The organism is uncultured Bacteroides sp., from assembly GCF_947632445.1.
Lineage (GTDB): Bacteria > Bacteroidota > Bacteroidia > Bacteroidales > Bacteroidaceae > Bacteroides.
The window spans coordinates 1-21,447 of the sequence record NZ_CANRPM010000051.1; the positions used below are offsets into that span (position 1 = coordinate 1).

The 21,447-nt window shown below is 48.5% G+C and carries 21 protein-coding genes and 4 pseudogenes; 11 read left to right on the top strand and 14 right to left on the bottom strand.

The features are described 5' to 3' along the window. Nucleotides 1-174 precede the first annotated feature (174 nt). The 7 genes and pseudogenes from Q0Z70_RS10115 to Q0Z70_RS10140 all read left to right on the top strand — a co-directional run. Complete coding sequence (locus Q0Z70_RS10115; protein WP_298074181.1) at nucleotides 175-432, top strand: hypothetical protein; 258 nt, start codon at nucleotides 175-177, stop codon at nucleotides 430-432. Between the two features lie 73 nt (nucleotides 433-505). After that, nucleotides 506-1,681, top strand: a complete 1,176-nt coding sequence (locus Q0Z70_RS10120; protein WP_298074182.1) for a CDP-glycerol glycerophosphotransferase family protein — start codon at nucleotides 506-508, stop codon at nucleotides 1,679-1,681. Between the two features lie 70 nt (nucleotides 1,682-1,751). After that, nucleotides 1,752-1,871, top strand: a pseudogene (locus tag Q0Z70_RS10125) (glycosyltransferase); the annotation flags it as partial. A 50-nt stretch (nucleotides 1,872-1,921) separates the two neighbouring features. Next, nucleotides 1,922-2,110: a hypothetical protein gene (locus tag Q0Z70_RS13570; protein ID WP_366807270.1), complete on the top strand. Its 189-nt coding sequence runs from the start codon at nucleotides 1,922-1,924 to the stop codon at nucleotides 2,108-2,110. Nucleotides 2,111-2,258: 148 nt separating this feature from the next. Further along, nucleotides 2,259-3,023, top strand: a complete 765-nt coding sequence (locus tag Q0Z70_RS10130; RefSeq protein WP_298074184.1) for a glycosyltransferase family 2 protein — start codon at nucleotides 2,259-2,261, stop codon at nucleotides 3,021-3,023. A gap of 2 nt (nucleotides 3,024-3,025) precedes the next feature. Continuing rightward, nucleotides 3,026-4,291: an FAD-dependent oxidoreductase gene (locus tag Q0Z70_RS10135; RefSeq protein WP_298074186.1), complete on the top strand. Its 1,266-nt coding sequence runs from the start codon at nucleotides 3,026-3,028 to the stop codon at nucleotides 4,289-4,291. Between the two features lie 342 nt (nucleotides 4,292-4,633). After that, nucleotides 4,634-4,765 (top strand): annotated as a pseudogene (locus tag Q0Z70_RS10140) (UDP-glucose 6-dehydrogenase); the annotation flags it as partial. Between the two features lie 182 nt (nucleotides 4,766-4,947). Here Q0Z70_RS10140 and Q0Z70_RS10145 read toward each other — a convergent pair. From Q0Z70_RS10145 to Q0Z70_RS10175, 7 genes and pseudogenes are all read right to left on the bottom strand, one after another. Beyond that, nucleotides 4,948-5,925: pseudogene (locus tag Q0Z70_RS10145) on the bottom strand (IS982 family transposase). Nucleotides 5,926-6,064: 139 nt separating this feature from the next. Next, nucleotides 6,065-7,204, bottom strand: coding sequence for a dTDP-glucose 4,6-dehydratase (locus tag Q0Z70_RS10150; protein WP_298074189.1), 1,140 nt, complete (start codon nucleotides 7,202-7,204; stop codon nucleotides 6,065-6,067). Between the two features lie 111 nt (nucleotides 7,205-7,315). Further along, on the bottom strand, nucleotides 7,316-7,870 hold the full coding sequence (rfbC, locus tag Q0Z70_RS10155; protein WP_298074191.1) for a dTDP-4-dehydrorhamnose 3,5-epimerase: 555 nt from the start codon (nucleotides 7,868-7,870) through the stop codon (nucleotides 7,316-7,318). A 124-nt stretch (nucleotides 7,871-7,994) separates the two neighbouring features. Beyond that, nucleotides 7,995-8,903 carry a glucose-1-phosphate thymidylyltransferase RfbA gene (gene rfbA / locus Q0Z70_RS10160; RefSeq protein WP_298074193.1) on the bottom strand — a complete coding sequence of 303 codons (909 nt, stop codon included), beginning with the start codon at nucleotides 8,901-8,903 and terminating at the stop codon, nucleotides 7,995-7,997. A 185-nt stretch (nucleotides 8,904-9,088) separates the two neighbouring features. Further along, nucleotides 9,089-10,257, bottom strand: a pseudogene (locus Q0Z70_RS10165) (MalY/PatB family protein). A gap of 154 nt (nucleotides 10,258-10,411) precedes the next feature. Further along, on the bottom strand, nucleotides 10,412-11,026 hold the full coding sequence (locus tag Q0Z70_RS10170; protein ID WP_298074195.1) for a type II CAAX endopeptidase family protein: 615 nt from the start codon (nucleotides 11,024-11,026) through the stop codon (nucleotides 10,412-10,414). Beyond that, nucleotides 11,023-11,916 (bottom strand): prenyltransferase, encoded by an 894-nt coding sequence (locus tag Q0Z70_RS10175; protein ID WP_298074197.1) that lies wholly within the window; start codon nucleotides 11,914-11,916, stop codon nucleotides 11,023-11,025. The genes Q0Z70_RS10170 and Q0Z70_RS10175 overlap by 4 nt, the downstream gene beginning before the upstream one ends. Before the next feature lie 153 nt (nucleotides 11,917-12,069). On the opposite strand from Q0Z70_RS10175, the gene Q0Z70_RS10180 reads away from it, so the two are divergent. Further along, nucleotides 12,070-12,684, top strand: coding sequence for an L-threonylcarbamoyladenylate synthase (locus Q0Z70_RS10180; protein WP_298074198.1), 615 nt, complete (start codon nucleotides 12,070-12,072; stop codon nucleotides 12,682-12,684). 60 nt (nucleotides 12,685-12,744) lie between these two features. Here Q0Z70_RS10180 and nagB read toward each other — a convergent pair whose 3' ends face one another. Genes nagB through Q0Z70_RS10205 form a run of 5 tightly spaced genes read right to left on the bottom strand, consistent with a single transcriptional unit; the run spans nucleotide 12,745 to nucleotide 17,013 of the window. Beyond that, nucleotides 12,745-13,557 (bottom strand): glucosamine-6-phosphate deaminase, encoded by an 813-nt coding sequence (gene nagB / locus Q0Z70_RS10185; protein ID WP_298074200.1) that lies wholly within the window; start codon nucleotides 13,555-13,557, stop codon nucleotides 12,745-12,747. 38 nt (nucleotides 13,558-13,595) lie between these two features. Continuing rightward, nucleotides 13,596-14,795, bottom strand: a complete 1,200-nt coding sequence (locus Q0Z70_RS10190) for an FprA family A-type flavoprotein (protein ID WP_298074202.1) — start codon at nucleotides 14,793-14,795, stop codon at nucleotides 13,596-13,598. Nucleotides 14,796-14,855: 60 nt separating this feature from the next. Beyond that, the gene (locus Q0Z70_RS10195; RefSeq protein ID WP_298074204.1) at nucleotides 14,856-15,785 is read right to left on the bottom strand and encodes a TIGR01212 family radical SAM protein; all 930 of its coding nucleotides are present in this window, start codon (nucleotides 15,783-15,785) and stop codon (nucleotides 14,856-14,858) included. 19 nt (nucleotides 15,786-15,804) lie between these two features. Next, nucleotides 15,805-16,509, bottom strand: a complete 705-nt coding sequence (locus tag Q0Z70_RS10200; RefSeq protein ID WP_298074206.1) for a hypothetical protein — start codon at nucleotides 16,507-16,509, stop codon at nucleotides 15,805-15,807. A 15-nt stretch (nucleotides 16,510-16,524) separates the two neighbouring features. Further along, nucleotides 16,525-17,013 (bottom strand): hypothetical protein, encoded by a 489-nt coding sequence (locus Q0Z70_RS10205; protein WP_298074208.1) that lies wholly within the window; start codon nucleotides 17,011-17,013, stop codon nucleotides 16,525-16,527. Between the two features lie 767 nt (nucleotides 17,014-17,780). Here Q0Z70_RS10205 and Q0Z70_RS10210 point away from each other — a divergent pair. From Q0Z70_RS10210 to Q0Z70_RS10220, 3 genes are all read left to right on the top strand, one after another. Beyond that, nucleotides 17,781-18,584, top strand: coding sequence for a hypothetical protein (locus tag Q0Z70_RS10210; RefSeq protein ID WP_298074210.1), 804 nt, complete (start codon nucleotides 17,781-17,783; stop codon nucleotides 18,582-18,584). A gap of 20 nt (nucleotides 18,585-18,604) precedes the next feature. Then, nucleotides 18,605-19,126, top strand: coding sequence for a hypothetical protein (locus Q0Z70_RS10215; RefSeq protein ID WP_298074212.1), 522 nt, complete (start codon nucleotides 18,605-18,607; stop codon nucleotides 19,124-19,126). A 522-nt stretch (nucleotides 19,127-19,648) separates the two neighbouring features. Then, entirely contained in the window at nucleotides 19,649-20,398 is a 750-nt protein-coding gene (locus Q0Z70_RS10220; protein WP_298074214.1) for an MT-A70 family methyltransferase, read from the top strand. A 29-nt stretch (nucleotides 20,399-20,427) separates the two neighbouring features. On the opposite strand, the gene Q0Z70_RS10225 is transcribed toward Q0Z70_RS10220, so the two are convergent. Continuing rightward, nucleotides 20,428-21,027, bottom strand: coding sequence for a MunI family type II restriction endonuclease (locus tag Q0Z70_RS10225; protein WP_298074216.1), 600 nt, complete (start codon nucleotides 21,025-21,027; stop codon nucleotides 20,428-20,430). Continuing rightward, nucleotides 21,014-21,250 (bottom strand): helix-turn-helix transcriptional regulator, encoded by a 237-nt coding sequence (locus Q0Z70_RS10230; protein ID WP_298074218.1) that lies wholly within the window; start codon nucleotides 21,248-21,250, stop codon nucleotides 21,014-21,016. Before Q0Z70_RS10230 ends, Q0Z70_RS10225 begins: the two co-directional genes overlap by 14 nt. Between the last annotated feature and the right edge of the window lie 197 nt (nucleotides 21,251-21,447).

Consider the following 21,447-nt stretch of genomic DNA (forward strand, 5'->3'; position numbering starts at 1 on the left):
CGCTCAATACGTTGCTATCAAACATGACAGGAGAAATCGTAGATGTAAAACGATAAGTTCGCTTGCCATTTTTCGTCAGTGGTACCGCAGACATTCGATTCCGGGAGTTAACTATAACGACGGACGAGTATTTGCCGAATTTGCGCGCTGCGTAGTCGAAAAACGGGCATCGTATTGAAAACCAAAGGCGAGACGGGACACTATTATCTCTATACTGCTGATGCTGCGACAGCGATATTGAAAGGCGATGCGGGGCAGGCATATAATGCGGCGAACGAAAGCACGTACTGTTCCATAGCAGAAATGGCGGAAAAGGTTGCCGTGCAAGACGGAATAAAGGTTCGGTACGAGATAGAGGACGAAAACCGGAATGGTTATCCGAAAGCGTTATATATGGATCTCGATACGTCTCTATTACAGCAGCTTGGCTGAAAATGGGGGGATTTGCCTAATGGATATGTATAGAATTCTGATACATGAACTGAATAATGCTTAATATTTAATTATGATTTGGTATATTAAACTTGCTATCATTTATTGTGTGCGGATTGGAATAAGAGTGTTTTATTTATTCCCCATCAAGAAAAACAGAATCCTGTTTTCTGAATATGAGGGAAAAACCTATAAATGCAGTCCTAAATACATTTTTGAATATATGTATCGGAACTGGGGTGATTCTTATGAATATGTATGGTGCATCAAGGATAAGACGCTAATTCCGGCAGAATATTCGGTGAAATGTGTCAAACCGCTTTCTTTGAGACATTTATATTATCTGGCGACTTCGAAAATCATGATGGCAAATATCGGTATTGTGCCGATAGCTCCGCCTCGTAAAGACCGGATTTTTGTCAATACATGGCATGGCGGCGGAGCGTATAAAAAGGGGGGCTTGTCGGCGACGTATTACTCCAAGCCTCATATGTTTTATTTTAAGACTCTCCGCCATCTGCGGGCAAAATCTACGACTTATCTGATATCGAGCTGCCGACGCTTCTCGGAGATATTTGCCGATTTATTCATAATAAACCCTGACCGTATCCTGCCGATAGGAATGCCTCGCAACGATGTGTTTTTCTTGCCGGCGAACGAACAGGCGGCCGTCCGCGAAAAGATATGCAGACAATACGGAATAGATGAAAATGCGATGATTGTGTTGTATGCCCCGACATATAGAGGGCATGAACATTATTGTCAGCATATCGATTGGACATTAGATGCCGACGCCGTCTGTACCGCTGTTAAAAAGAGATTCGGGAAGCAGATAGTGTTCTTGTACCGGTGCCATATGAATGTTTTTAACGACAGACAATCGATAAGCCACGCTATCGATGCAAGTGATTATCCAAATATGCAGGAACTTTTGTTGGCGACAGACCTTTTGATTTCCGATTACTCCTCTTTGATTTGGGATTTTTCCTTTACATACAGACCGGGATTTCTATATACTCCTGATTTGGAAGAATATATCCGGGTTACTAAACTGCATACCCCCATCAACCAATGGCAATATCCGTATGCCAAAACAATAGATGAATTATGCTTCCAGATTCTTCGCTATGACGAAGAAGCTGCCATAGCCCGAATAAAAGCCCATCATCAGCAACTGGGGAGTTTTGAGAACGGTACTGCTACAAAAACTCTTTGTGAATTTTTACAATCGCAGATGTCAGACAAATAGAAAGACCTCTATGAAGCGATTGACATCAAGCAGTCGGTTGCGGACATAGAAACATATAACTACCTTTTCCATGATTATTTCCATCATTACCGCTACGTACAATAGCGGTAAGACGTTGCGCGATACGCTCGACAGTGTGTTGCGGCAGACCTATTCCGATTACGAACATATTATCATCGACGGGGCTTCATTCTGTATCCGTTCGACCTTAAAGAGTACGAAAAGACAGATTTATCATTGATGGATTATGAAAAAAATATGCCTGGTACACGCGCCTACAACTTTTATGAACTTTTAGAATTAATTGAACGGAAGGAGATAAGCATTATTCCAGAAAGGGAAGAAATCCTTTCTATGTACTGGGGAGATTACAAACACAAATCCGTCGAAACGTTGTTTGAGAAACTAATCAATCTGTCATCACAGTAGAAAATTATTTAAATCATCCACCAGGAGGGGGGGGGAGCGGTCATATGCTCGTTGAATTTCGATGCAAGCCATTGCATATTGGCAGCTGGTTATCAATAGTGTGAAGGGTTGGGAATAGTATTGCAATTTTACATATAAATGAAATTCTATGATACATAGTCTAGTATCGATTGTAACCCCTATGTATAAAGGGGCTGCTTATATCGGAGAAACTATTCATTCCGTACAACAACAAACGTATCCTTATTGGGAAATGATTATCGTCGATGACTGTTCCCCCGATGGAGGAGCTGGTATTGCAGAAGTAAAAAAATATGCAGACAAGGATAATCGAATAATATTGGTAGAATCTCCTATAAATAGAGGTTCTTCCGGCGCCAGAAATATTGCATTGCACAAGACGCATGGGAAATATATTGCCTTTCTTGATGCAGATGATATTTGGCTTCCAAATTTGTTAGAGTCTCAATTGGAATTTATGAAAACGAAAAATGCTGCAATAGCGTTTGCCTCATACCATCGTGTGAATGAAAGTGGAGTTCACGTGTTGAAACCATTTATTGTACCTGAGAAAGTTAGTTATAAGGATATATTAAAATCAAATCCGATTCCTTGTTTAACAACCATATATGATCGGGAGGTCGTAGGAGAACAATACTTCAAGGAAGAATTGAAAAGTTTGCGCGATGATTATGCTTTTTGGTTGGAAGCTTTGAAGAAAGTAGATTATGCCTATGGAAACCCAGAAATCTTGGCAGCTTATCGTTTAGTGTCCACGAGTGTTACACGAAACAGAAGAAAACTAATAAAACCACAATTTCTGATCTATTATAAGGTGGAACGATTAGGACTGATAAAAAGTGTTTACTATCTGATCAATTGGGCAATACGAAGTATTATTAAATATAGTTAATTATGGACTTGATTATTGGTGCAGGCGTAACCGGCATTAGTTACGCAAACTTTACAAATAATGATTTTCTGATTATTGAAAAGGAAAAGGAAGTTGGGGGATATTGTCGGACTATTAAGCGGAATGGATTCGTTTGGGATTATTCCGGACATTTTTTCCATTTTCAAAATCCTGAGATAGAAAAATATGTTTGCAAGAATATAGATCCAAGCCTACTATTGAAAGTTGAAAAAAACACTCTAATTTATTACAAAGGGAAATATGTAGATTTTCCTTTCCAGAAAAATATTCACCAATTGGATAAAGAGGAACTGGTGGATTGTTTATACAATTTGTTCATTCCCTATAATGGTGAAGTATCATCTTTCAAGGAAATGGTCTATGCAAATTATGGTAAGTCTATTGCAGAAAAGTTCCTCATTCCTTATAATGAAAAATTATATGCATGCGATTTAAATTCATTAGACATGAATGCTATGGGACGATTTTTCCCGAAAGCAAATAAAGAAGAGATCATTTTGAACTTTAAGGCTCATGACAATTCTTCTTATAATAGTCATTTTACTTATCCTAAAACTGGCGCCATTGAATATGTAAACTCGTTGCTGCAGAATATTGATATGACAAAAGTCTATGTTGAAGAAGAACTAATATCTATTGATTCAGAGAAAAAGATAGCTACCACCAACCGAAGAAAAATACATTATGATCGCTTGATTTCTACAATACCTCTACCTGTCCTTCTAATGAAATGCAGAATCGATTATCCCAAAGGAGTATTCTCTTGTAACAAGGTGCTTGTTTTTAACTTGGGTTTTGATTCAAAGGGGAATGACAGCCAAAATAGTTGGATATATGTTCCTGAAAAAGATTATATATTTTATCGATTTGGATACTACGATAATATTATGGGATCTGATCGTATGTCCTTGTATGTTGAGATCGGTTTCCCAGAAAATTCTGAATTGAACAAGGAAGGATTGTATTTAGAGCGGATACTACACGATTTAAAAAAGATGGGAGTAGTTACTACCCAAGAACTTCTGGATTATGAATCGGTATTGATGAAACCTGCTTACACTCATATCAGTAAGAGTAGTATTGAGACTGTTGAACGTGTAAAAAAAGAATTGTGTAAAAAAGATATATATACGATTGGACGATATGGTAGCTGGACTTACTGCTCTATTGAAGACAATATTCTCGAAGCCCAATATTTAGTTCGCTGCTTGCAACAAAATGAAAAAAGTACCGGTAAAAGTGCATGAACACGTAGTCTATAGAAGTTTTTAGAATACCGTGCTTTCAAATTATATTGTTGGGCGGCTGGTTGATATCGCTGGATTGAAATCTCTGCATTTAAATATTGCAAATAGCAAGTCTTAATCGCATTGAGAGCAAATGGCTTCTAATATTTTCTGTTGCATGGACGACAATTCCGAATCGTTCTTCCGAGAATAACGAATGCCCGCTACTCATTTTGATTCGACATCGGACTTATTTTCAAAACCTTCAAGGAGATTATAGCAATATGAAACTTTTGGTAACGGGCGTTGCAGGCTTTATTGGCAGAGGGGTGTGCTATGCTATGGTTCAGACAATACTATACGATGAAACAGTATAAAATCGCAGTGGCGGGTATGGGATATGTTGGCATGAGCATCGCCGTGTTGCTGGCGCAGCACAACCGAGTTACAGCAGTAGACGTATTGCTTGAGAAAGTGGAGAAAATCAACCGCCGCCAATGAACGCCTGTTTAGCGGTATGTGTAAGTGCAAACAATAGAAAACCTTGTTTTGCAACCGGTAAGGATGATGCCGAATATAGGTATAATATTCTAAGTCTCACTTTAATAATCCAAATAGTGTACTTAGCGGGTTATCAGAAAGCATTAAGAAAATAATTAGATTACCTGTTGGTTGAATTAAATTAGTGCATATTTTATCTGTCCAATCGGACGATGATTAACGAAATTGACATATTGCATGAAAGTCATAGCGGCGATTTTACCGGCCATTCCGGTGAAAAGTCCGCAGGATTGCTTTGCGTAATTTCGTATCATCATAAAATTGTCGTTGGGCTGGGAGAACATGGTTTCAATCCGTTTTCGGAACTTTTTGTAAGCCCACGAAGGTTGGCGCCGGTTCTTTTGATTCAGCCTATATGGTACTTCGAGCGAGATGTTTGCCGTCTCAAAAAGATTTTTTTTGGACTTCGGCGCTGAGATAGCCTTTGTCACCGGGCATCATACAGTCGCGGTATTCCCAACGCACATCCTTGAGATAATGGAGGTCATGGATATTTGCAGCCGTCATGTCATAGGAGTGTATGACACCCCGTATTCCACAGACAGCATGGAGTTTATATCCATAATAATGCAATCCCTGCGCTGCGCAATATCCCCAGCCGGGAGCGGTGTCGATATTGTCACGCCCCATCGTGCAGCGTTTTGTTCTTGCGTTCTGACACTCCTTTACAGGTTTGGAATCAATGCAGAACACAACTTCGGAGCCATCTATGGCTACAGCCACGTCCTTTCTGATTTCCTCGGTCATCGTGCCGTCAACTTGCGCCGGACATTGAACTGCCTGCGGCTAATAAGGTTCGGCAGCTCATCCTTGCATTCATTGTGCAGACGATAGAACAGGAAATTCTCGCTGTCAAAGCCAAATGCTTCGGCGGTTATCCCGAGTGCAATGACTTCGAGGTCGGAGAACTTGGGCACAACCCCGCATCTGGGGATATTTCCGAGTTCATTTACTCGATTTCCGGCGAAATCTTTGCAGATTCCGAGAATTCTGACGAAATTTACGATGAAGTTGCGCATAAGCAGACAGATAGTGGTTAACGGTGTGGCTACCACTAATTTACTAAAAATCTGCACATTGCGCATTTTTTTCATTTATAAATCCTTAAAATCCTAATTCAACCAACGAGTTAACACTTATAAAAAAAGAGATAAAAAATATCTGACACTACAATAGATATACATTCAAAACCCCATGACCTACCACGATGCCTCTTATTACACGGCAGCCCCTTTATTTACCGTACATAGTTTCGTAGTACTTTTGGTAATCCCCGCTCGTTACGTTATCCATCCATTCCTGATTGTTCAGATACCAGCGTACCGTCTTCTCGATGCCTTCTTCAAACTGAAGGCTCGGCTCCCAACCCAGCTCCTGCTGGAGTTTTGTCGAGTCGATGGCGTAGCGCATGTCGTGCCCCAAACGGTCTGTTACATACGTAATCAAGTCCATGTCTTCGCCTTCCTTACGCCCCAATAAGCGGTCTACCGTGTTAATCACCACTTTAATGATGTCAATATTCTTCCATTCGTTGAATCCACCGATATTATAGGTTTCCGCAATCTTCCCATTATGAAAAATCACGTCAATGGCCCGTGCGTGATCTTCCACGTACAGCCAGTCGCGCACATTCTCGCCCTTGCCATAAACCGGTAGCGGCTTGCGATGGCGGATGTTGTTGATGAATAGCGGGATCAGTTTCTCCGGAAATTGGTACGGTCCATAGTTGTTCGAACAATTCGTCACGATAGTTGGCATGCCGTATGTGTCGTGATAGGCACGCACGAAGTGGTCGCTCGATGCCTTGCTTGCGCTATACGGGCTGTGCGGATTATACTTTGTTGTTTCATAGAAGAACTCCTTGCCATAAGCCAAATGGTGCTTGCCCGACGATGCTTTCGTCGTAAACGGAGGCTTGATGCCTCCGGGATGCGTCATCTCCAAGGCACCATACACCTCGTCCGTCGAGATGTGGTAGAACCGCTTGCCTTCGTATTTCTCCGGAAGGCTCTCCCAATACAGCTTGGCAGCTTGTAGCAGACTCAGCGTACCCATTACGTTTGTCCGTGCGAAGGTAAACGGGTCTTTGATGCTTCGGTCCACGTGGCTCTCCGCAGCCAAGTGGATAATACCGTCCACCTTTTCCTCCTGCATAAGGCGGTAGAAAGCCTCGAAATCGCAGATGTCCATCTTCACGAACTTGTAGTTCGGACGATTCTCGATGTCTTTCAGATTGGCCAGATTGCCCGCATACGTCAGTTTGTCCAGATTGATGATGCGATACTCGGGATACTTGTTTACAAATAGGCGTACTACATGGCTGCCAATGAAACCGGCTCCGCCGGTAATTATGATATTGCGTTTGAAAGTCATTTCAATAATGAGATTAATGATTAATGATAAATAGTTAATGTTATTCTGGATTTGTCGAAGGATCTTGAGATATGTTTCGACTTCATTTCGTTTCGCTCAACATAACAAATACTAAAACACGAACGGCGTCTCAAACTCCTTTAGCACCGGATGCTTCATATCCTTCTCACTCAGGATTGCTTTATCCGTCGGTATCCGCCAGTCGATACCTAAGCTTTCGTCCAAGATGCTGATGCCTCCATCCGCTTCTGGGTGATAGAAATTATCACACTTGTATTGGAACACCGCTGTCTCACTCAACACTGCAAACCCATGAGCCAATCCTTGCGGGATGAAAAACTGCCGATGGTTTCCCTCCGTCAGCTCCACAGCCACATGCTGTCCGTATGTAGGGCTACCCTTACGAATATCTACCGCTACATCCAGCACTGCACCTTTTACACATCGCACAAGCTTGCTCTGCGTGTACGGTGGACGTTGGAAGTGTAGCCCGCGCATCACGCCATAGCACGACATACTTTCGTTGTCCTGTACGAAGGTGACCGGCTTCACCTTCTTGTCAAATTCCTGTTGCGAGAACGATTCAAAGAAATATCCCCTGGCGTCCTCGAAAATGCGTGGCTCGATGATTACCACGCCCTCTATACTTGTCTTAATTACTTCCACTTTTTAATTGAAAAATTGATAATTGAAAATGAGAGTAACGGTCATCAGCTTCGTTTAAAGCAGTTCTTATTTTTAAAATATGTATAGCCTGAGCTTTGTTGAAGGGCTCTCAGCAAATAAATCTTCATCCCTTATCTTTCATTCTCGAAGTTCTTTTTACTTCTTCAATTACCTGCAGCAGGTATTTTCCATACTGGTTCTTCAACATCGGCTGCGCCAGCTCCCGCATCTTATCGGCGGTTATCCAGCCTTGGCGAAAAGCGATACCCTCCAAGCATGCCACCTTCAGCCCCTGCCGCTTCTCGATTACCTCGATAAAGGTCGATGCCTCGCTCAGCGAATCATGCGTGCCCGTATCCAGCCAGGCAAAGCCGTGCCCCAAAGTCTGCACTTTCAGTTCGCCGTCTTCCAGAAAACGTTGGTTCACCGTCGTTATCTCCAATTCTCCACGTGCCGACGGCCGGATGTGCTTAGCGATGTCCACCACTTTGTTCGGGTAGAAGTACAAGCCCACTACGGCGTAGTTCGATTTCGGATGCTGCGGTTTCTCCTCGATGGAAAGGCAATTTCCGGCACCGTCGAATTCTGCTACACCATAGCGTTCCGGGTCGCTCACCCAATAGCCAAACACCGTTGCCTTCTTCTCTTCTTCTGCCGTGCGCCCTGCTTCTTTCAGCATGGCGCTCAGCCCATTGCCGTGGAAGATGTTGTCGCCCAGCACCAAGCAAGCCGAATCGTCGCCAATGAAGTCCGCTCCGATGATGAACGCCTGTGCTAATCCATCAGGACTTGGCTGCTCCGCATATTCAAAGCGTACCCCGAAATCCGAGCCATCGCCCAGCAAGCGTTTGAAACCCGGCAAGTCTTGTGGTGTCGAAATAATCAGTATCTCGCGAATACCCGCCAGCATCAACACCGAAATAGGATAATAAATCATCGGTTTGTCGAAGATGGGGAGCAGTTGTTTACTCACACCCTTGGTGATGGGATATAGACGTGTTCCGCTACCACCGGCCAATACAATACCTTTCATATCTAATAGTTCTTATAGTTTTCCATTTTCATTACCAATGCAAAGGTAGACAATCTCCCTAACATACTCAAATTCCTGCTAATAAAAATCGGGGAAAGTGGCCCTATCGTCGCTCCGCTTAATTCTTCAATATCCTATTTTTATCTGATCTATTGTTCTTCAATCCATGAATTTTGATGCCTTGATTATTGCATATTAACGGCCATTTCCAATTGTTGGAGAGCTTTATGAAGCTGCTGGCGCGGACAACCCACGTTGAGCCGCATGAAGCCGAGGCCGGGAGTGCCGAACATCGTACCTGAATTTAATGCCAGACGGGCTTTGTCAGCAAATAAATGTTCCAGCTCTTCCTGGCTAAGCCCCAATGCGCGACAATCGAGAAAAATGAGGTAAGAAGCCTGCGGACGTATCATGCCGATGGAAGGGATGTGCTCCTTCAGGTAAGCCTCGGTAAAGTCGATATTGCCTTGAATATAGGCCAGCATCTGTTCCAACCACTCCTCGCCATGTTCGAAAGCCGCTTTGCACCCGATGTAAGCAAAAAGATGCCCTCCGCAAAATTCGCCCGCCTCCATAAAGGTTTGGAAGCGTTCGCGCAAAGCGTCATCGGGCACGATGGCAAAGGAACTTTGAATGCCGGCATGTTGAATGTCTTGCTGGGTGCCATGAAAGTGATGGAGTTCGATGCGGCAGCCTCGTTTATCGAAGCAAAAGGATGATGCTTGTAGGGCGGCAGCGTGAGGTCGGCATGGATTTCGTCGGAGATGACCAGCGTACCGCTTTCCTTGCAAATATCGGCTATTTGGTGCAGCTCGTCCACCGTCCACACACGCCCGCCGGGGTTATGAGGATTGCAGAGAATAAATGCCCGGCATCCCTGCACGTCGCGGCGCAGGCGATCGAAATCAATGTGATAGTGCCCATCGCGCAAGTCGAGCGGAGAACGCACCACCTCGCGTTTCAGCCGTTCGGTAATGAGAAAGAAGGGATGATAGACGGGTGTCGTTACCAGCACCTTGTCGCCCGGCCGTGTAAAACAGAGCAAGGCGAAAGCCTGGGCGCGAACAATACCCGGCACGAACATTAGCCACTCAGGGCGTATCTCCCATTGATGGCGCTTTTGCAGCCAACGGCAGATGGTGGTATCCCAGCCTTCACAAGCCGAAGTATATCCCAACACTTCGTGCTCCAGCCTGCGGCGCAGGGCGTCTATCACAAAGGGCGGTGTACGGAAATCCATGTCGGCCACCCACATAGCCGTCAAATCGCTGCGTCCCCAAACATTCTTCATGCCGTCCCACTTCACCGAATCGGTACCGCGACGGTCGATTACTTCGTCGAAATTATAGTACATTTCCTTTTGATTTTATAATGTTCACTTCTTTATTCCATCTATCACTTGTTTGTAAAACGATGTTTTCTCATCAAAAAAGCATTGTTTTATCGAGAGGAAAACGATGCTTTCTTCTCTGTCTTCCAAAGCATACTCGGCCGAAACCAATCTTGCATCAAATGGGGAACCAAACGAACACCGCCACGTCCCACACGGCATGCGATACGATGATGGCCCATATACTCCGAGGATACAGGCGATAAAGTCCGCCCCACACCACGCCTGCCACCCATGCCGCCATCACGAGCATAAAATTACACGAGGCAGCATGCACCAGCGCGTATATCAATGTAGTCACTACAAAGCCGGCATTGGGGCTCCAACGGCGAGAAAGCGTGCGTTGTACATATCCGCGCCAGAAGATTTCTTCGGCAGGGCCTATCAATACCAGCATCAAGAGGGAGAGCAGCCAAGGCGAGGCTCCCTCCTTCATGCCGTAAATTAGATTGACTTGCGGGCGGGCGAAGTCGAAAAGCCACGACGACACTTTGTCGCCCGTCCAGAAGATACCCCATAAAGCTGCGGCAATAATTACGCCCAACAGCGGGTTCACCCAGCGGCGATCGGCCTCACGCAGCCAACCCGCATCGAAACGAAGGGACAAGGCGGAGAGCGTGAGAGCCGAAAAAGACATCATCAGCCAGAAGTTAACATGCGACGCCGTCATAGGCGAAAACATGATCGTCCATAACACGGCGGCCAGCACGATGGCCAGAACCAATCTTTTCATAAGAATACGCGGGATAGAACGAACGACAAAGCGAAAAGCAAGCTAAACAACAGTTGAAGCTTGGCCGTCAGCTCGTCGAGGCGAGAGATGCCCTCCATGCCGCATATCGGGTAAGAAGCCATCAAGCGCACATTGCCGACGGCCGGTACCAGCGCGGGAAGCACCAGGAGGCTCCACCGGGGAAAGACTCCTATGGCGGCACATCCGATGACCCACACGAAGGGGAGCAATACTTCCAAATAATAAATCAGCATGGACGTTTGTGCTCCCACCGTCATGGCCAGGGTACGGATGTCGGCTCGCACGTCGGTCTCGATGTCGCGCGTATTGTTGGCGTGCAGGATGGCTACCGTGATGAGCCCTACGGGGACACCTACCCACATCGTCGCCCCATCTATTATGCCCGTTGCTACGTAGGCCGTGCCCAGCATGGGCAGCAGGGCATAGGCTACGAAAATGACGACATCGCCCAGCGCACGATATTTCAACGCCGGATAGAAGAGCGTACAAGCCGCTCCGCCGATGCCTATGTATAATAGGGGAAGACCCGTCCGAAGCATCAATCCGATGCCCGCCGCCACCGCCACCACAAGCAGCGAGAGCGAAAGGCGGAGAATTTCCTCCGGTCGGAAAAGGCCTCCCGTTAGGGTATGCACGCCGTAGGTGTCCTCCCGATCTACGTGGTGCTTGTAGTCGAAGTAGTCGCTCCACGTATTGCCTGCGGCATGAAACACGATGATGTTGAGTAATGCCCACACACCATTCGTCCAATTCACGTCTTGCTGCATCCAATAGAGGTAGGCCAGCGTCACCACTACGGGCATGGCCGAGGCAGGAAATGACCAGGGCCGGACGGCCACTAACCAGTCTTTCAAAGCATGTTTCTTCATATACAAAAAGTTATTATAGGGGTTAGGGGTGCAAATGTACGAAATATCTTCGCCATTTCCTGAAAAAGGAGAGAGAATGCGTTAGATTATTCCGCCTAAAATCTTTAATTTTGTGCCTCGGATAAAGATTCGTACACCATTAGTGCCGGAAGCATGCTATTGAAACTCTACAATAAAAACAACAATCCCGCCGACCTGCAACGTGTGGTCGATGTGCTGAACGATGGAGGCCTTATCATCTACCCCACCGATACCTGCTATGCCATCGGGTGTCATGGGCTGAAGGAGCGTGCCATCGAGCGCATTTGCCGCCTGAAAGACATCGACCCCAAGAAGAACAACCTTTCCATCATCTGCTACGATTTGAGCAGTATAAGCGAGTATGCCAAGGTGGATAATGCCACTTTCAAGTTGATGAAGCGTAACCTGCCCGGCCCTTTCACCTTCATTTTGAACGGCACCACGCGCCTGCCCAAAATCTTCCGTAACCGCAGGGAGGTAGGCATCCGCATGCCCGACAATCCCGTCATCAGCGAGATTGCCCGTCTGCTGGATGCGCCCATTATGACTACCACCCTGCCTCACGACGAGGACGAAGACATCGAATACGCCACCGACCCCGAATTGATTGCCGAAAAATGGGGCGATACGGTGGATCTCGTCATCGACGGCGGCATCGGGAATAGGGAAAGCTCTACAATCGTGGATTGTACGCAGGGCGAAGCGGAAATCATCCGCCAAGGAGCGGGATGGTTGGAAGAAGGATAAAAGAATGAAGAATGCTGCTACCGGCAACCCTTCTTCATTCTTAAATCTTTATTCAGTGGCTTACTTCAGCAAAGACTCCGGATCCAGGTGGTCGGCCTCGATGTCCTTGAAGTAGCGGTACGTGCCCACCTTCAATTCGTCGGTGGCGGCATCGTCGCAGATGATGATGCCCTTCTCGTGCATTTGCAGGGCGCTGATGGTCCACATCTGCATCACGGGGCCTTCTACGGCATGATACAAGGCGCGGGCCTTGTTATGTCCATTCACGATGATCATGACTTCCCTGGCGCTGAGCACGGTGCCTACGCCTACGGTCAGGGCCGTCTTGGGCACCTTGTTCACGTCGTTATCGAAGAAGCGCGAGTTGGCGATGATCGTGTCGGTGGTCAGCGTTTTCTGGCGGGTGCGGGACGATAGGGAAGAACCCGGCTCGTTGAAGGCGATGTGGCCGTCCGGGCCGATACCCCCCATGAAGAGATCGATGCCGCCATACGACTTGATTTTCTCCTCGTAGCGGGCGCATTCGGCATCGAGGTCGGCAGCGTTGCCGTTCAGAATGTTGGTATTTTCCGGCTTGATGTCGATGTGGCCGAAGAAGTTGTTCCACATGAAGGAATAGTAGCTTTCGGGGTGTTCTTTCGGCAGGCCCACGTATTCGTCCATGTTGAAGGTAACCACGTTCTGGAAGGAGACAAGTCCCTTCTTGTTCAGATCAATCAGTTCCTTGTACATGCCCAGGGGTGAAGAACCGGTGGGGCATCCCAATACAAAAGGCTTCTCTGCCGTAGGGTTGGCGGCCTTGATTTTCGCTGCTACATAGTGGGCAGCCCACTTCGATACGGATTGGTAATCCGGTTGAATGATTAGTCTCATGTTTAGTCAGTTCATTTATAGGTTAGTAATATGAGCGGTTATTTTCGGTCTTTCTTCAGGCGCCCGGCCATTGCCCTGGCCAGGTTCTCGCATTGTTCGTAAGTAAGCTCCTTCGGGGCCTGCTTCATCTCTACGGGGTCGCCTACGATTTCGAGCTTGCTCTTTTCGGCAAATTCGGCGATGCGCTTCACGGCGGCACCGGCCCACGTGAACGAGCCGAACCACCCCAGATAGCGCCCCTTCACCTCGCGCACCAGTATCTTGGAGAGGAGCGAATCCACTTCGGGATAGATCTGGTTACTGTACGTAGGGCTTCCCACGATGAGTCCGCGATATTTGAAGATGTCTTTCAGGATGTACGAGGGATTACTCTTGCTTACGTTATGCATCACGATGTTCCTGATGTCCTGGGCCGAAAGCTCGGCGGCGATGGCCTCGGCCATCTGCTCCGTATTGCCATACATGCTTCCGTAGGCGATGACCACGCCCTCTTCGGCCTCGTAGCGGCTCAGCCGGTCGTAGATACCCACCACGCGGGCGATGTTCTCCGTCCACACCGGGCCGTGAGTGGGGCAGATGGTGGTGATGGGCAGGTGTCCCAGCTTGGCCAGAGCCTTCTGCACGGGGTTGCCGTACTTGCCCACGATGTTGGAGTAATAGCGGACCATCTCCTCCCAATACTTGTCGAGGTTGATGCGCGTATCGAGAAAGCCGCCGTCCAGCGTGCCGAAGCACCCGAAGGCATCGCCGGCGAAGAGGAGGCCGTCGGTCTCGTCGAAGGTCATCATCGTTTCGGGCCAATGTACCATCGGCGTCAGATAGAACTTCAGCTTGTGGCGGCCCAGGTCGAGCATCGACTCGTCTTTCACCTCGTAGCGGTCGCCCGTCACGCCATAGTAGCCCTCGATCATGCCGAAGGTCTGCTTGTTTCCCACGATGACGATGTCGGGGTAGTGGTGCTTGATGAGGCGGATGGACCCCGAATGGTCGGGCTCCATGTGATTGATGATGAGGTACTGGATGGGGCGGTCGCCGATGATGCGGCGTATCTTTCGCAGATAGATCTCGAAGAAGCAGGCGTCTACGGTGTCCACCAGCGCCACGATGTCGTCGTCTATCAGATACGAGTTGTAAGAAACTCCGTAGGGCAGGGGCCACATGCCTTCGAAGAGGTGCTTGCTGCGGTCGTTCACGCCTACATAATGTACTTTTCCTTTTATCACTGTTTTTTCGTTCATACGTCTTGTCTTTTTCGGACGGAGTCCGGTCTTCATACACGAGGCAAAAGTACGACATTTTTATGGATTATACAATTTTCCCTGCCATGCGTCCGTCTCTTTCATTCTTTTTTGCAGAAGGTGGTTGAATTCGTAGTTTTTCAGCCCCCAGTCGGGCTTGACGAGCAGCTCTTTGGGCGACTGGGACACGAAGCGCTCCAGCACCAGGTCGGGGCGCAGGCGCTGGATGTAGTCCGTCACCAGCGCGATGTATGTGTCGGCCTCGTCGAAGGGGAGGAAGTCTTCGGGCCTTTCCTCATACTCGCGGGCCATGCGGGTGCCGCGTATAAGCTGCAGCTGGTGCAGCTTCAGGGTGTCGAGGGGCAGCCGCGAAAGTTCCGCCGCCTGGCCCAGCATGTCCTCGCGCGACTCGCCGGGCAGCCCCAGGATGACATGTCCGCCTACGGGCAGCCCCCGTGCCGCCGTGCGCGTTACGGCATCCACCGTCGCCTGCCACGTATGCCCGCGATTGATGCGCCGCAGGGTGCGGTCGAGCGTGCTCTCGATGCCATACTCCACCAGCACGAATGTCCGCCGGCCCAGCGCCTCCAGATAGTCCAGCAGCGCGTCGGGCATGCAGTCGGGGCGGGTGCCGATGACCAGTCCCACGACGTCGTCCACCGCCAGCGCCTCTTCGTACCTGCGCTTCAGCGTCTCCAGTGCGGCATACGTGTTGGTGTAGGCCTGGAAGTAGGCCAGGTACTTCATTTCGGGATACTTGTGCGCGAAGAACCGTTTCCCCTCTTCGAGCTGCACGGCCAGCGGCTTCTCCGTGCGGCAATAGTCGGGGCTGAACGTCTGGTTATTACAGTAGGTGCATCCGCCGTAGCCCGCCGTCCCGTCCCGGTTGGGGCACGTGAAGCCGGCATGGAGCGAAATCTTCTGTACCTTGCCCGGAAAGAAACGCTTCAGGAAGGTGGGGAAATCGTTATAGCGTCTTCTTGTCTCCATCGCCGCGCCTCTTCCGGCTTCAGAAGTTAAACCTCAAGGCCAGGGCCGGCTGCATGTCTTTCCGGCTGCCGCCCCCGATGGAAGGAGTGACGATGTAGTCGGCACCCAACGACACGCGGGGAGCTTTCCCCTTGTTATGGTGCGCCGCGATAAATAGCGGGACGCTGGCAAGGATTAAGGAGCCTCCGGCGATTAGTCTTACCGCCTCCCCTTTATTGCAGTCCCAGTCCCATTCGAGAATGGCTATGCAGTTTGAAAGGAAAAGAGTGCTTCCCGCCAAAAGCGAAACCCCGCCCAGCACGTTTTGGGTAATATATCTTTTCCGGTGGCCCGTCGATGAAAAGGAGGCTTCCCTTTTGGCATCATGCCGGTTAAGGTAGGCAAAAGTCAGCGTCGGAATACCGGCTATCGTCATTCCGACCCCCGTGTACCAAAGGGCCCGAAAGATGAAATCGTCACCGCCAAAACTGCTGCCGAAAATGGCTCCTGTCATCATAGGCATACTTACTCCCAGCGCCGTCCAGCCGCAGATTTTGAGTGTCTTGTATCTTTTCCATTCCGGCGTCTGCCTGTAGTCGAAAGCTGTCGTTTCCTTCCGTATGCCGGCCTCCGCTGCGGGCACATATCCCGACAGTCCGCCCGTCAGGTCTGCGGGCATCGCTTCCTGCCCGTAGAGGGTGCCGAAGGAAAAAAATGTCAATAAGAGTAAGAGAATATTTTTCATGTTTTCGTATGTTTTTCAGAAACTTATGCTTATTCCTAAGGCCGGAGAGGACTGCCTCCCGCTATCCGTCCCAATCGTCCCTACGTGGGAGGCCGTCAGCGAAAGGGCGGCTTTCTTTTTGGCCTTGTGCCGGTTGATGTAGGCAAAGGTCAACAGCGGGATGCTGGCTACCCCCAATCCGACACCCGTACACACAAGGATGTCAAAAATTGCGTTTGGTTTTCCGTCGCCATAAGCGTTATCGAGATCGCCCAAAAAGCCTACCATCACCATAGGCATACTTACTCCCAGCGCCGTCCAGCCGCAGATTTTGAGTGTCTTGTATCTTTTCCATTCCGGCGTCTGCCTGTAGTCGAAAGCTGTCGTTTCCTTCCGTATGCCGGCCTCCGCTGCGGGCACATATCCCGACAGTCCGCCCGTCAGGTCTGCGGGCATCGCTTCCTGCCCGTAGAGGGTGCCGAAGGAAAGGGCCGTCAATAGGATGAAGAGAAATTTTTTCATCATTTGTCAGTTTTTTTTCGTTTTGCAAAGAGGGCGGACGGGTAAGCCGGGAAACTTCCTGCACGCACTTTTTGCCTCGTTCGTTGTCCGTGTTCATTCTCTCGTTTCGGGAAGCGCGCCGGGCCGGCATCCGTCGGGTTTCCCCTTGTCGACAAAGCAAAGATAGGGACTTTCTTCCGACCCGCCAAAAACGGGGTACCCGTATTCGGTGAAAATCTGTTAATAAAATCGGGTTTTCGTGTTAAAAATTACAATCCGTTGATTTCCAATTCGCTGCACGGCCTGTTCGCGGGCGGAAAGCGGCGTTTTCGGCGGCGGGATGCGTCGGGGGCGCGGCGGTGCGTCGTTTTTTCCCGTCTGCCGCTCCGGCGGAGGAAGGAATATCTGCAAAAAGCTTCATTATCAGCCTGTTGATGTCTGCTCAGGCGTGACAGTGTGACAGTGTGACAACGTGACAATTACCTAAAATCGGTTTTTTGGAAGTGGATGCTACAATTAATATTATATATATTATATATATGATATATATATAATATATATAGTATTAAAATTTTTAACACACTTTTGGGGGTTCGGAAGTGGAAAAGCTCATTTGGGTAATTGTCACGTTGTCACACTGTCACACTGTCACGGGGCGGCGGAAAATTTTTTTTGTTTTTTTTCGGCAGGAGGCGATACAAGCCAAAAAAATTTTTTCATAACTTTGTTTTCGCATTTGCAGTAGAGCAGGCAAAAACGAAAAAAACAAACGATAAAACCGATTGATGCACATGGCCATCCCATCAAGAAATACCCTATACACCGAGCGGCGCTCGCTCGACGACTTCGACGTGGACACGAAAGGCACGCCGGGCTATGCGGTGATGCGGCTGCTGACGGCGGCCCGCCTGCGCGGTTCGGACGACGACCCGGAGCGGCTGCTGCTGACCGTGATGAACAACATCTGGTACGTGTGTGCGGCGGTGGTGGCCCATCCGCATGCCTTCCTGTACGTCGACGCCTACAAGCGGCTCGTCGAGAGCTTCTATGCCGGCGCCGTGCGCGTCAGGCTGCGGAAAGACGCGACGTGGGCGGCGGTCTACCTGCTGCTGACGGCCTCGTGTACGGACCTCGAACACGTGCAGAGCTTCCTCCAGAACATCGAACTCCTCGTGAAGTACCCCGAACAGCTCCGGGAGACGGCACGGCGCTTGAAGTCGCCACCCGCTCCCTCCGACTTTGCCGGCACGCCCGAACCGCCTGCCAAGCCGCGCCGCCACCCGACGGCGAAAGACGAGAACGCACCGCCCGACGCCCTTGTTCGCCTGATAGACAAGGCTTTGGAGCTGGGCAACGAGGCGAGCCTCAAGGAGCTGCTCGTGTGGCTCACGACGATGGACGGCGCCGCCGACGTCCGCCCGCAGGTGAAGCGCGTGGAGCAGCGGCTCAAGGAGCTGAAGGAACCCGAATCGCACACGACGCACAACTACTACGCCGGCTCCGGCCACATCAGCGAAAGCTGGCTGAAGGACGTACACATCGGCGAGGTGCCCCGAAAGGGGACTTTGCCCCCAAATGACTGCAAAACAAAATGACAACAAAACAAACGGCAACAATGAAAACGAAGACAGAAAAGGAAACGACAGAAACGGAAGTAAAAAATTTCTACGGCGGCGTCTATTTCGACCGCTGCCGCATGACGGACGTCAAGCTCCAGACACTCGTACAGGGCGACATGCGCATGGAGGCCGCCCCCGACACGGGAACCGACGCCGTGCGCCCCGGCAGCGACCGGCGGGTGGAGGAGGCCCTGGCGGCGCTGAAGGAGGCCACCGATGCCGACGGCGGGCGCATCTTCACCCAGAAGGCCCACTGGTATGCCGTCTACCGCGTGCTGAGCGAGCTGGAGGGCTACCCCAAGCAGATGAAGGAATTCTGCAAGCTGATGGAAGGCCTCGGCATGGACCGCAGCCACCCCGCCCTGAGCTACGAGATGATGAAGAAAGTCATCCTGCCGCCCGTCCTGAAGACGGCGCGCGTGTCGCTCTGGCCCACCTTCCTGAACCGGGCCGAAGAGTCGGTGAGACGGCAGATCGTGGTCGCCGCGAAGCTGATGGACTTGCTGGAGAAGTCCTGACGGCAGCGGGAAATTCCCCCGTCCGTTCCCCCATTCTCCCAACCGTTCCCCCGCACGGGTTTCGTCCCGGCGGGGGATTTTTTATGGCTTAACTTTGCTCCTGCATCCGGGGGAAGTCGACAATCCCCCGCTTGCGGGAGCTTTTTCGCACGAAGGGCTTCCGGCCGGCCGAAGAGAATGAGAACCTATTTGCAACAAAACAAAAAAAAATTACACGATGAAAGTAATGATCCAAATGAGTGACGAAGCCTATACGGCCCTGTTGAACGGAACCAGCCGCCTCTACGGCTCGTTGGGACTGGTAAGCCCCTCCGAGGGGAACCCCTATATAATTTGAAATGTTGTAACTAATTACTGCCATTCCATTTCCCGTAGTGCGTTATGCTGCCGTATGTTTAAAAATATTCCCATGTTAATTTTTGCTTTTATTCATGGGGATAACGTATGTTTTTCTACTTTTGCCATAAAAAACAAAATTATGAATGATGCCCGTGATAAGGGTATATTAAAAAGCAGGCTTAGATGTTGCAGCGTGAAAATGGAATGAAAGATCTATTTGAAAAACAGCATAAAGATGTTGATAGTTCCTTAGAAAAAAAGGAAATATCGGGTTATGCTGTTTATTCTCCCATGCAAAAGAGACGCACGGTGGTCAATAATTTGCCGGATTTTTATCCAGAACTTCCAGATGGAAAGTTCGATATTATTTATTGTGATCCACCTTGGGATTATGGAGGGAAAATGCAATTCGACAAATCGTCCATAAAGTCGGAGAACAAAGAGTGGAAAAAGGGTATTTTTATTAGTGCCGCTAATTTTAAATATCCGACGGTAAAGACGAAGGAGTTAAAGAAAATTCCTATTCAAGGCATTTGTGCGGACGATTGTTTGCTTTTTATGTGGGTCACCAATCCGCATTTGGCACAAGGAATAGAATTAGGCCAGGCTTGGGGGTTCGAGTATAAGACGGTAGGTTTTGTATGGGATAAATGTAACCACAATCCGGGCCAATATACTCTTTCTAATTGTGAACTGTGTTTGATATTTAAAAAAGGGAAGATACCCCATCCAAGAGGTGCGCGTAACGTGCAGCAGCTGGTTCGGGTTCCAAGAACTCAACATAGCGTAAAGCCGGTGGAAGTCTTGCATAATATAGAAAAGATGTTCCCCTCCCAGCGAAAAATCGAATTGTTTGCAAGGCATAAACCCGCAGGGTGGACGGTATGGGGATTGGATGTAAGACCGGTCTATGAGGATAAAGAAGATGAATAAAAAAGAGAGGGTTCATCCCTCTCTTTTTACTACTCTAATAGGGGAGTGATATATGTATCAAAATGTCCGATTAAAGTATCTGCGTCTTTGGTGTTTCTCCAGAAGAAATAATTTGCTTTATATTTGCCAAACCAATAGGTAATCTCTCTTACCCTGAGAGGGTCGCGTGTAATATCTCCTTCAAAAATAATCCAGAACGGCAGATGAGGATATTTTATCTTGCCTCTCGACCTTAATGTTTCGAGAAGGCCGGGCGTGAAATATTTACATAATCTTTCATGTGCATTTCCTCTTCCGGCCGATTTTGGCTTCCCTTCGACCCACCCGTCTTGCCTCTTAATCTCGACGAAAATAGTTTTCCCCGTTTGGGTATTTGTTATTGCCCCGTCCGGTTGGATGCCATGTTTGGTTATTTTGATTTCAGGCGTGTAGATTGAAGCTTTCTCTTCTTCTGATAATTTTACATTGACATAAATGTCTTTAAAAAAATCCGGTTTGTTTATTACTCTATATTCGGTGTTCTCAAACAATTTGGAGAACACTTCTATAAATGAGTGCTCTGCCATAGTCGCATTGGCCCCGGCATAATCTTGCCATTTTTTCCGAAAACGATTGTCAAGGCTTCCCATATTCTCCAATTAGAAGTGAAACATCAAGTTGAAGTGCTTTTGATATTTTTATTGCAGTGATTAAAGACGGTTTTTTCTCAAGCCTTTCAATAGCCCCAATATATGTTCTATGCAATCCTGCTTTTTCTGCTAATTTTTCTTGGGATAATCCGATAGCTTCCCGGTAATGTCGTATATTTTGGGCTAAGTTTTTTAATATTGCAATTTCCTCTTTATCATCCATAATTCATTTGTTGCATTCTTCAGCATGCAAAAATACAGGGCAAAAAGACGTGAGTCAACAGTCTATAGAGTGCATGGAATTATGGTTATGGGGAAATTTCCTGCATGAATGATCCTCCTCTTCCCCCGTCCGTTCCCCCATTCTCCCAACCGTTCCCCCGCACGGGTTTCGTCCCGGCGGGGGATTTTTTATGGCTT

Excerpts from the sequence above, each read along its gene's own strand:
- Q0Z70_RS10170 (WP_298074195.1), bottom strand. The coding sequence starts at position 11,026 with ATGAAAAGATTGGTTCTGGCCATCGTGCTGGCCGCCGTGTTATGGACG.
- Q0Z70_RS10190 (WP_298074202.1), bottom strand. The coding sequence starts at position 14,795 with ATGAACGAAAAAACAGTGATAAAAGGAAAAGTACATTATGTAGGCGTG.
- Q0Z70_RS10150 (WP_298074189.1), bottom strand. The coding sequence starts at position 7,204 with ATGACTTTCAAACGCAATATCATAATTACCGGCGGAGCCGGTTTCATT.
- Q0Z70_RS10120 (WP_298074182.1), top strand. The coding sequence starts at position 506 with ATGATTTGGTATATTAAACTTGCTATCATTTATTGTGTGCGGATTGGA.
- Q0Z70_RS13570 (WP_366807270.1), top strand. The coding sequence starts at position 1,922 with ATGGATTATGAAAAAAATATGCCTGGTACACGCGCCTACAACTTTTAT.
- Q0Z70_RS10135 (WP_298074186.1), top strand. The coding sequence starts at position 3,026 with ATGGACTTGATTATTGGTGCAGGCGTAACCGGCATTAGTTACGCAAAC.
- Q0Z70_RS10195 (WP_298074204.1), bottom strand. The coding sequence starts at position 15,785 with ATGGAGACAAGAAGACGCTATAACGATTTCCCCACCTTCCTGAAGCGT.
- Q0Z70_RS10210 (WP_298074210.1), top strand. The coding sequence starts at position 17,781 with ATGGCCATCCCATCAAGAAATACCCTATACACCGAGCGGCGCTCGCTC.
- Q0Z70_RS10175 (WP_298074197.1), bottom strand. The coding sequence starts at position 11,916 with ATGAAGAAACATGCTTTGAAAGACTGGTTAGTGGCCGTCCGGCCCTGG.
- Q0Z70_RS10180 (WP_298074198.1), top strand. The coding sequence starts at position 12,070 with ATGCTATTGAAACTCTACAATAAAAACAACAATCCCGCCGACCTGCAA.
- Q0Z70_RS10205 (WP_298074208.1), bottom strand. The coding sequence starts at position 17,013 with ATGATGAAAAAATTTCTCTTCATCCTATTGACGGCCCTTTCCTTCGGC.
- Q0Z70_RS10215 (WP_298074212.1), top strand. The coding sequence starts at position 18,605 with ATGAAAACGAAGACAGAAAAGGAAACGACAGAAACGGAAGTAAAAAAT.
- nagB (WP_298074200.1), bottom strand. The coding sequence starts at position 13,557 with ATGAGACTAATCATTCAACCGGATTACCAATCCGTATCGAAGTGGGCT.
- rfbA (WP_298074193.1), bottom strand. The coding sequence starts at position 8,903 with ATGAAAGGTATTGTATTGGCCGGTGGTAGCGGAACACGTCTATATCCC.
- Q0Z70_RS10130 (WP_298074184.1), top strand. The coding sequence starts at position 2,259 with ATGATACATAGTCTAGTATCGATTGTAACCCCTATGTATAAAGGGGCT.
- Q0Z70_RS10200 (WP_298074206.1), bottom strand. The coding sequence starts at position 16,509 with ATGAAAAATATTCTCTTACTCTTATTGACATTTTTTTCCTTCGGCACC.
- Q0Z70_RS10230 (WP_298074218.1), bottom strand. The coding sequence starts at position 21,250 with ATGGATGATAAAGAGGAAATTGCAATATTAAAAAACTTAGCCCAAAAT.
- Q0Z70_RS10225 (WP_298074216.1), bottom strand. The coding sequence starts at position 21,027 with ATGGGAAGCCTTGACAATCGTTTTCGGAAAAAATGGCAAGATTATGCC.
- Q0Z70_RS10220 (WP_298074214.1), top strand. The coding sequence starts at position 19,649 with ATGTTGCAGCGTGAAAATGGAATGAAAGATCTATTTGAAAAACAGCAT.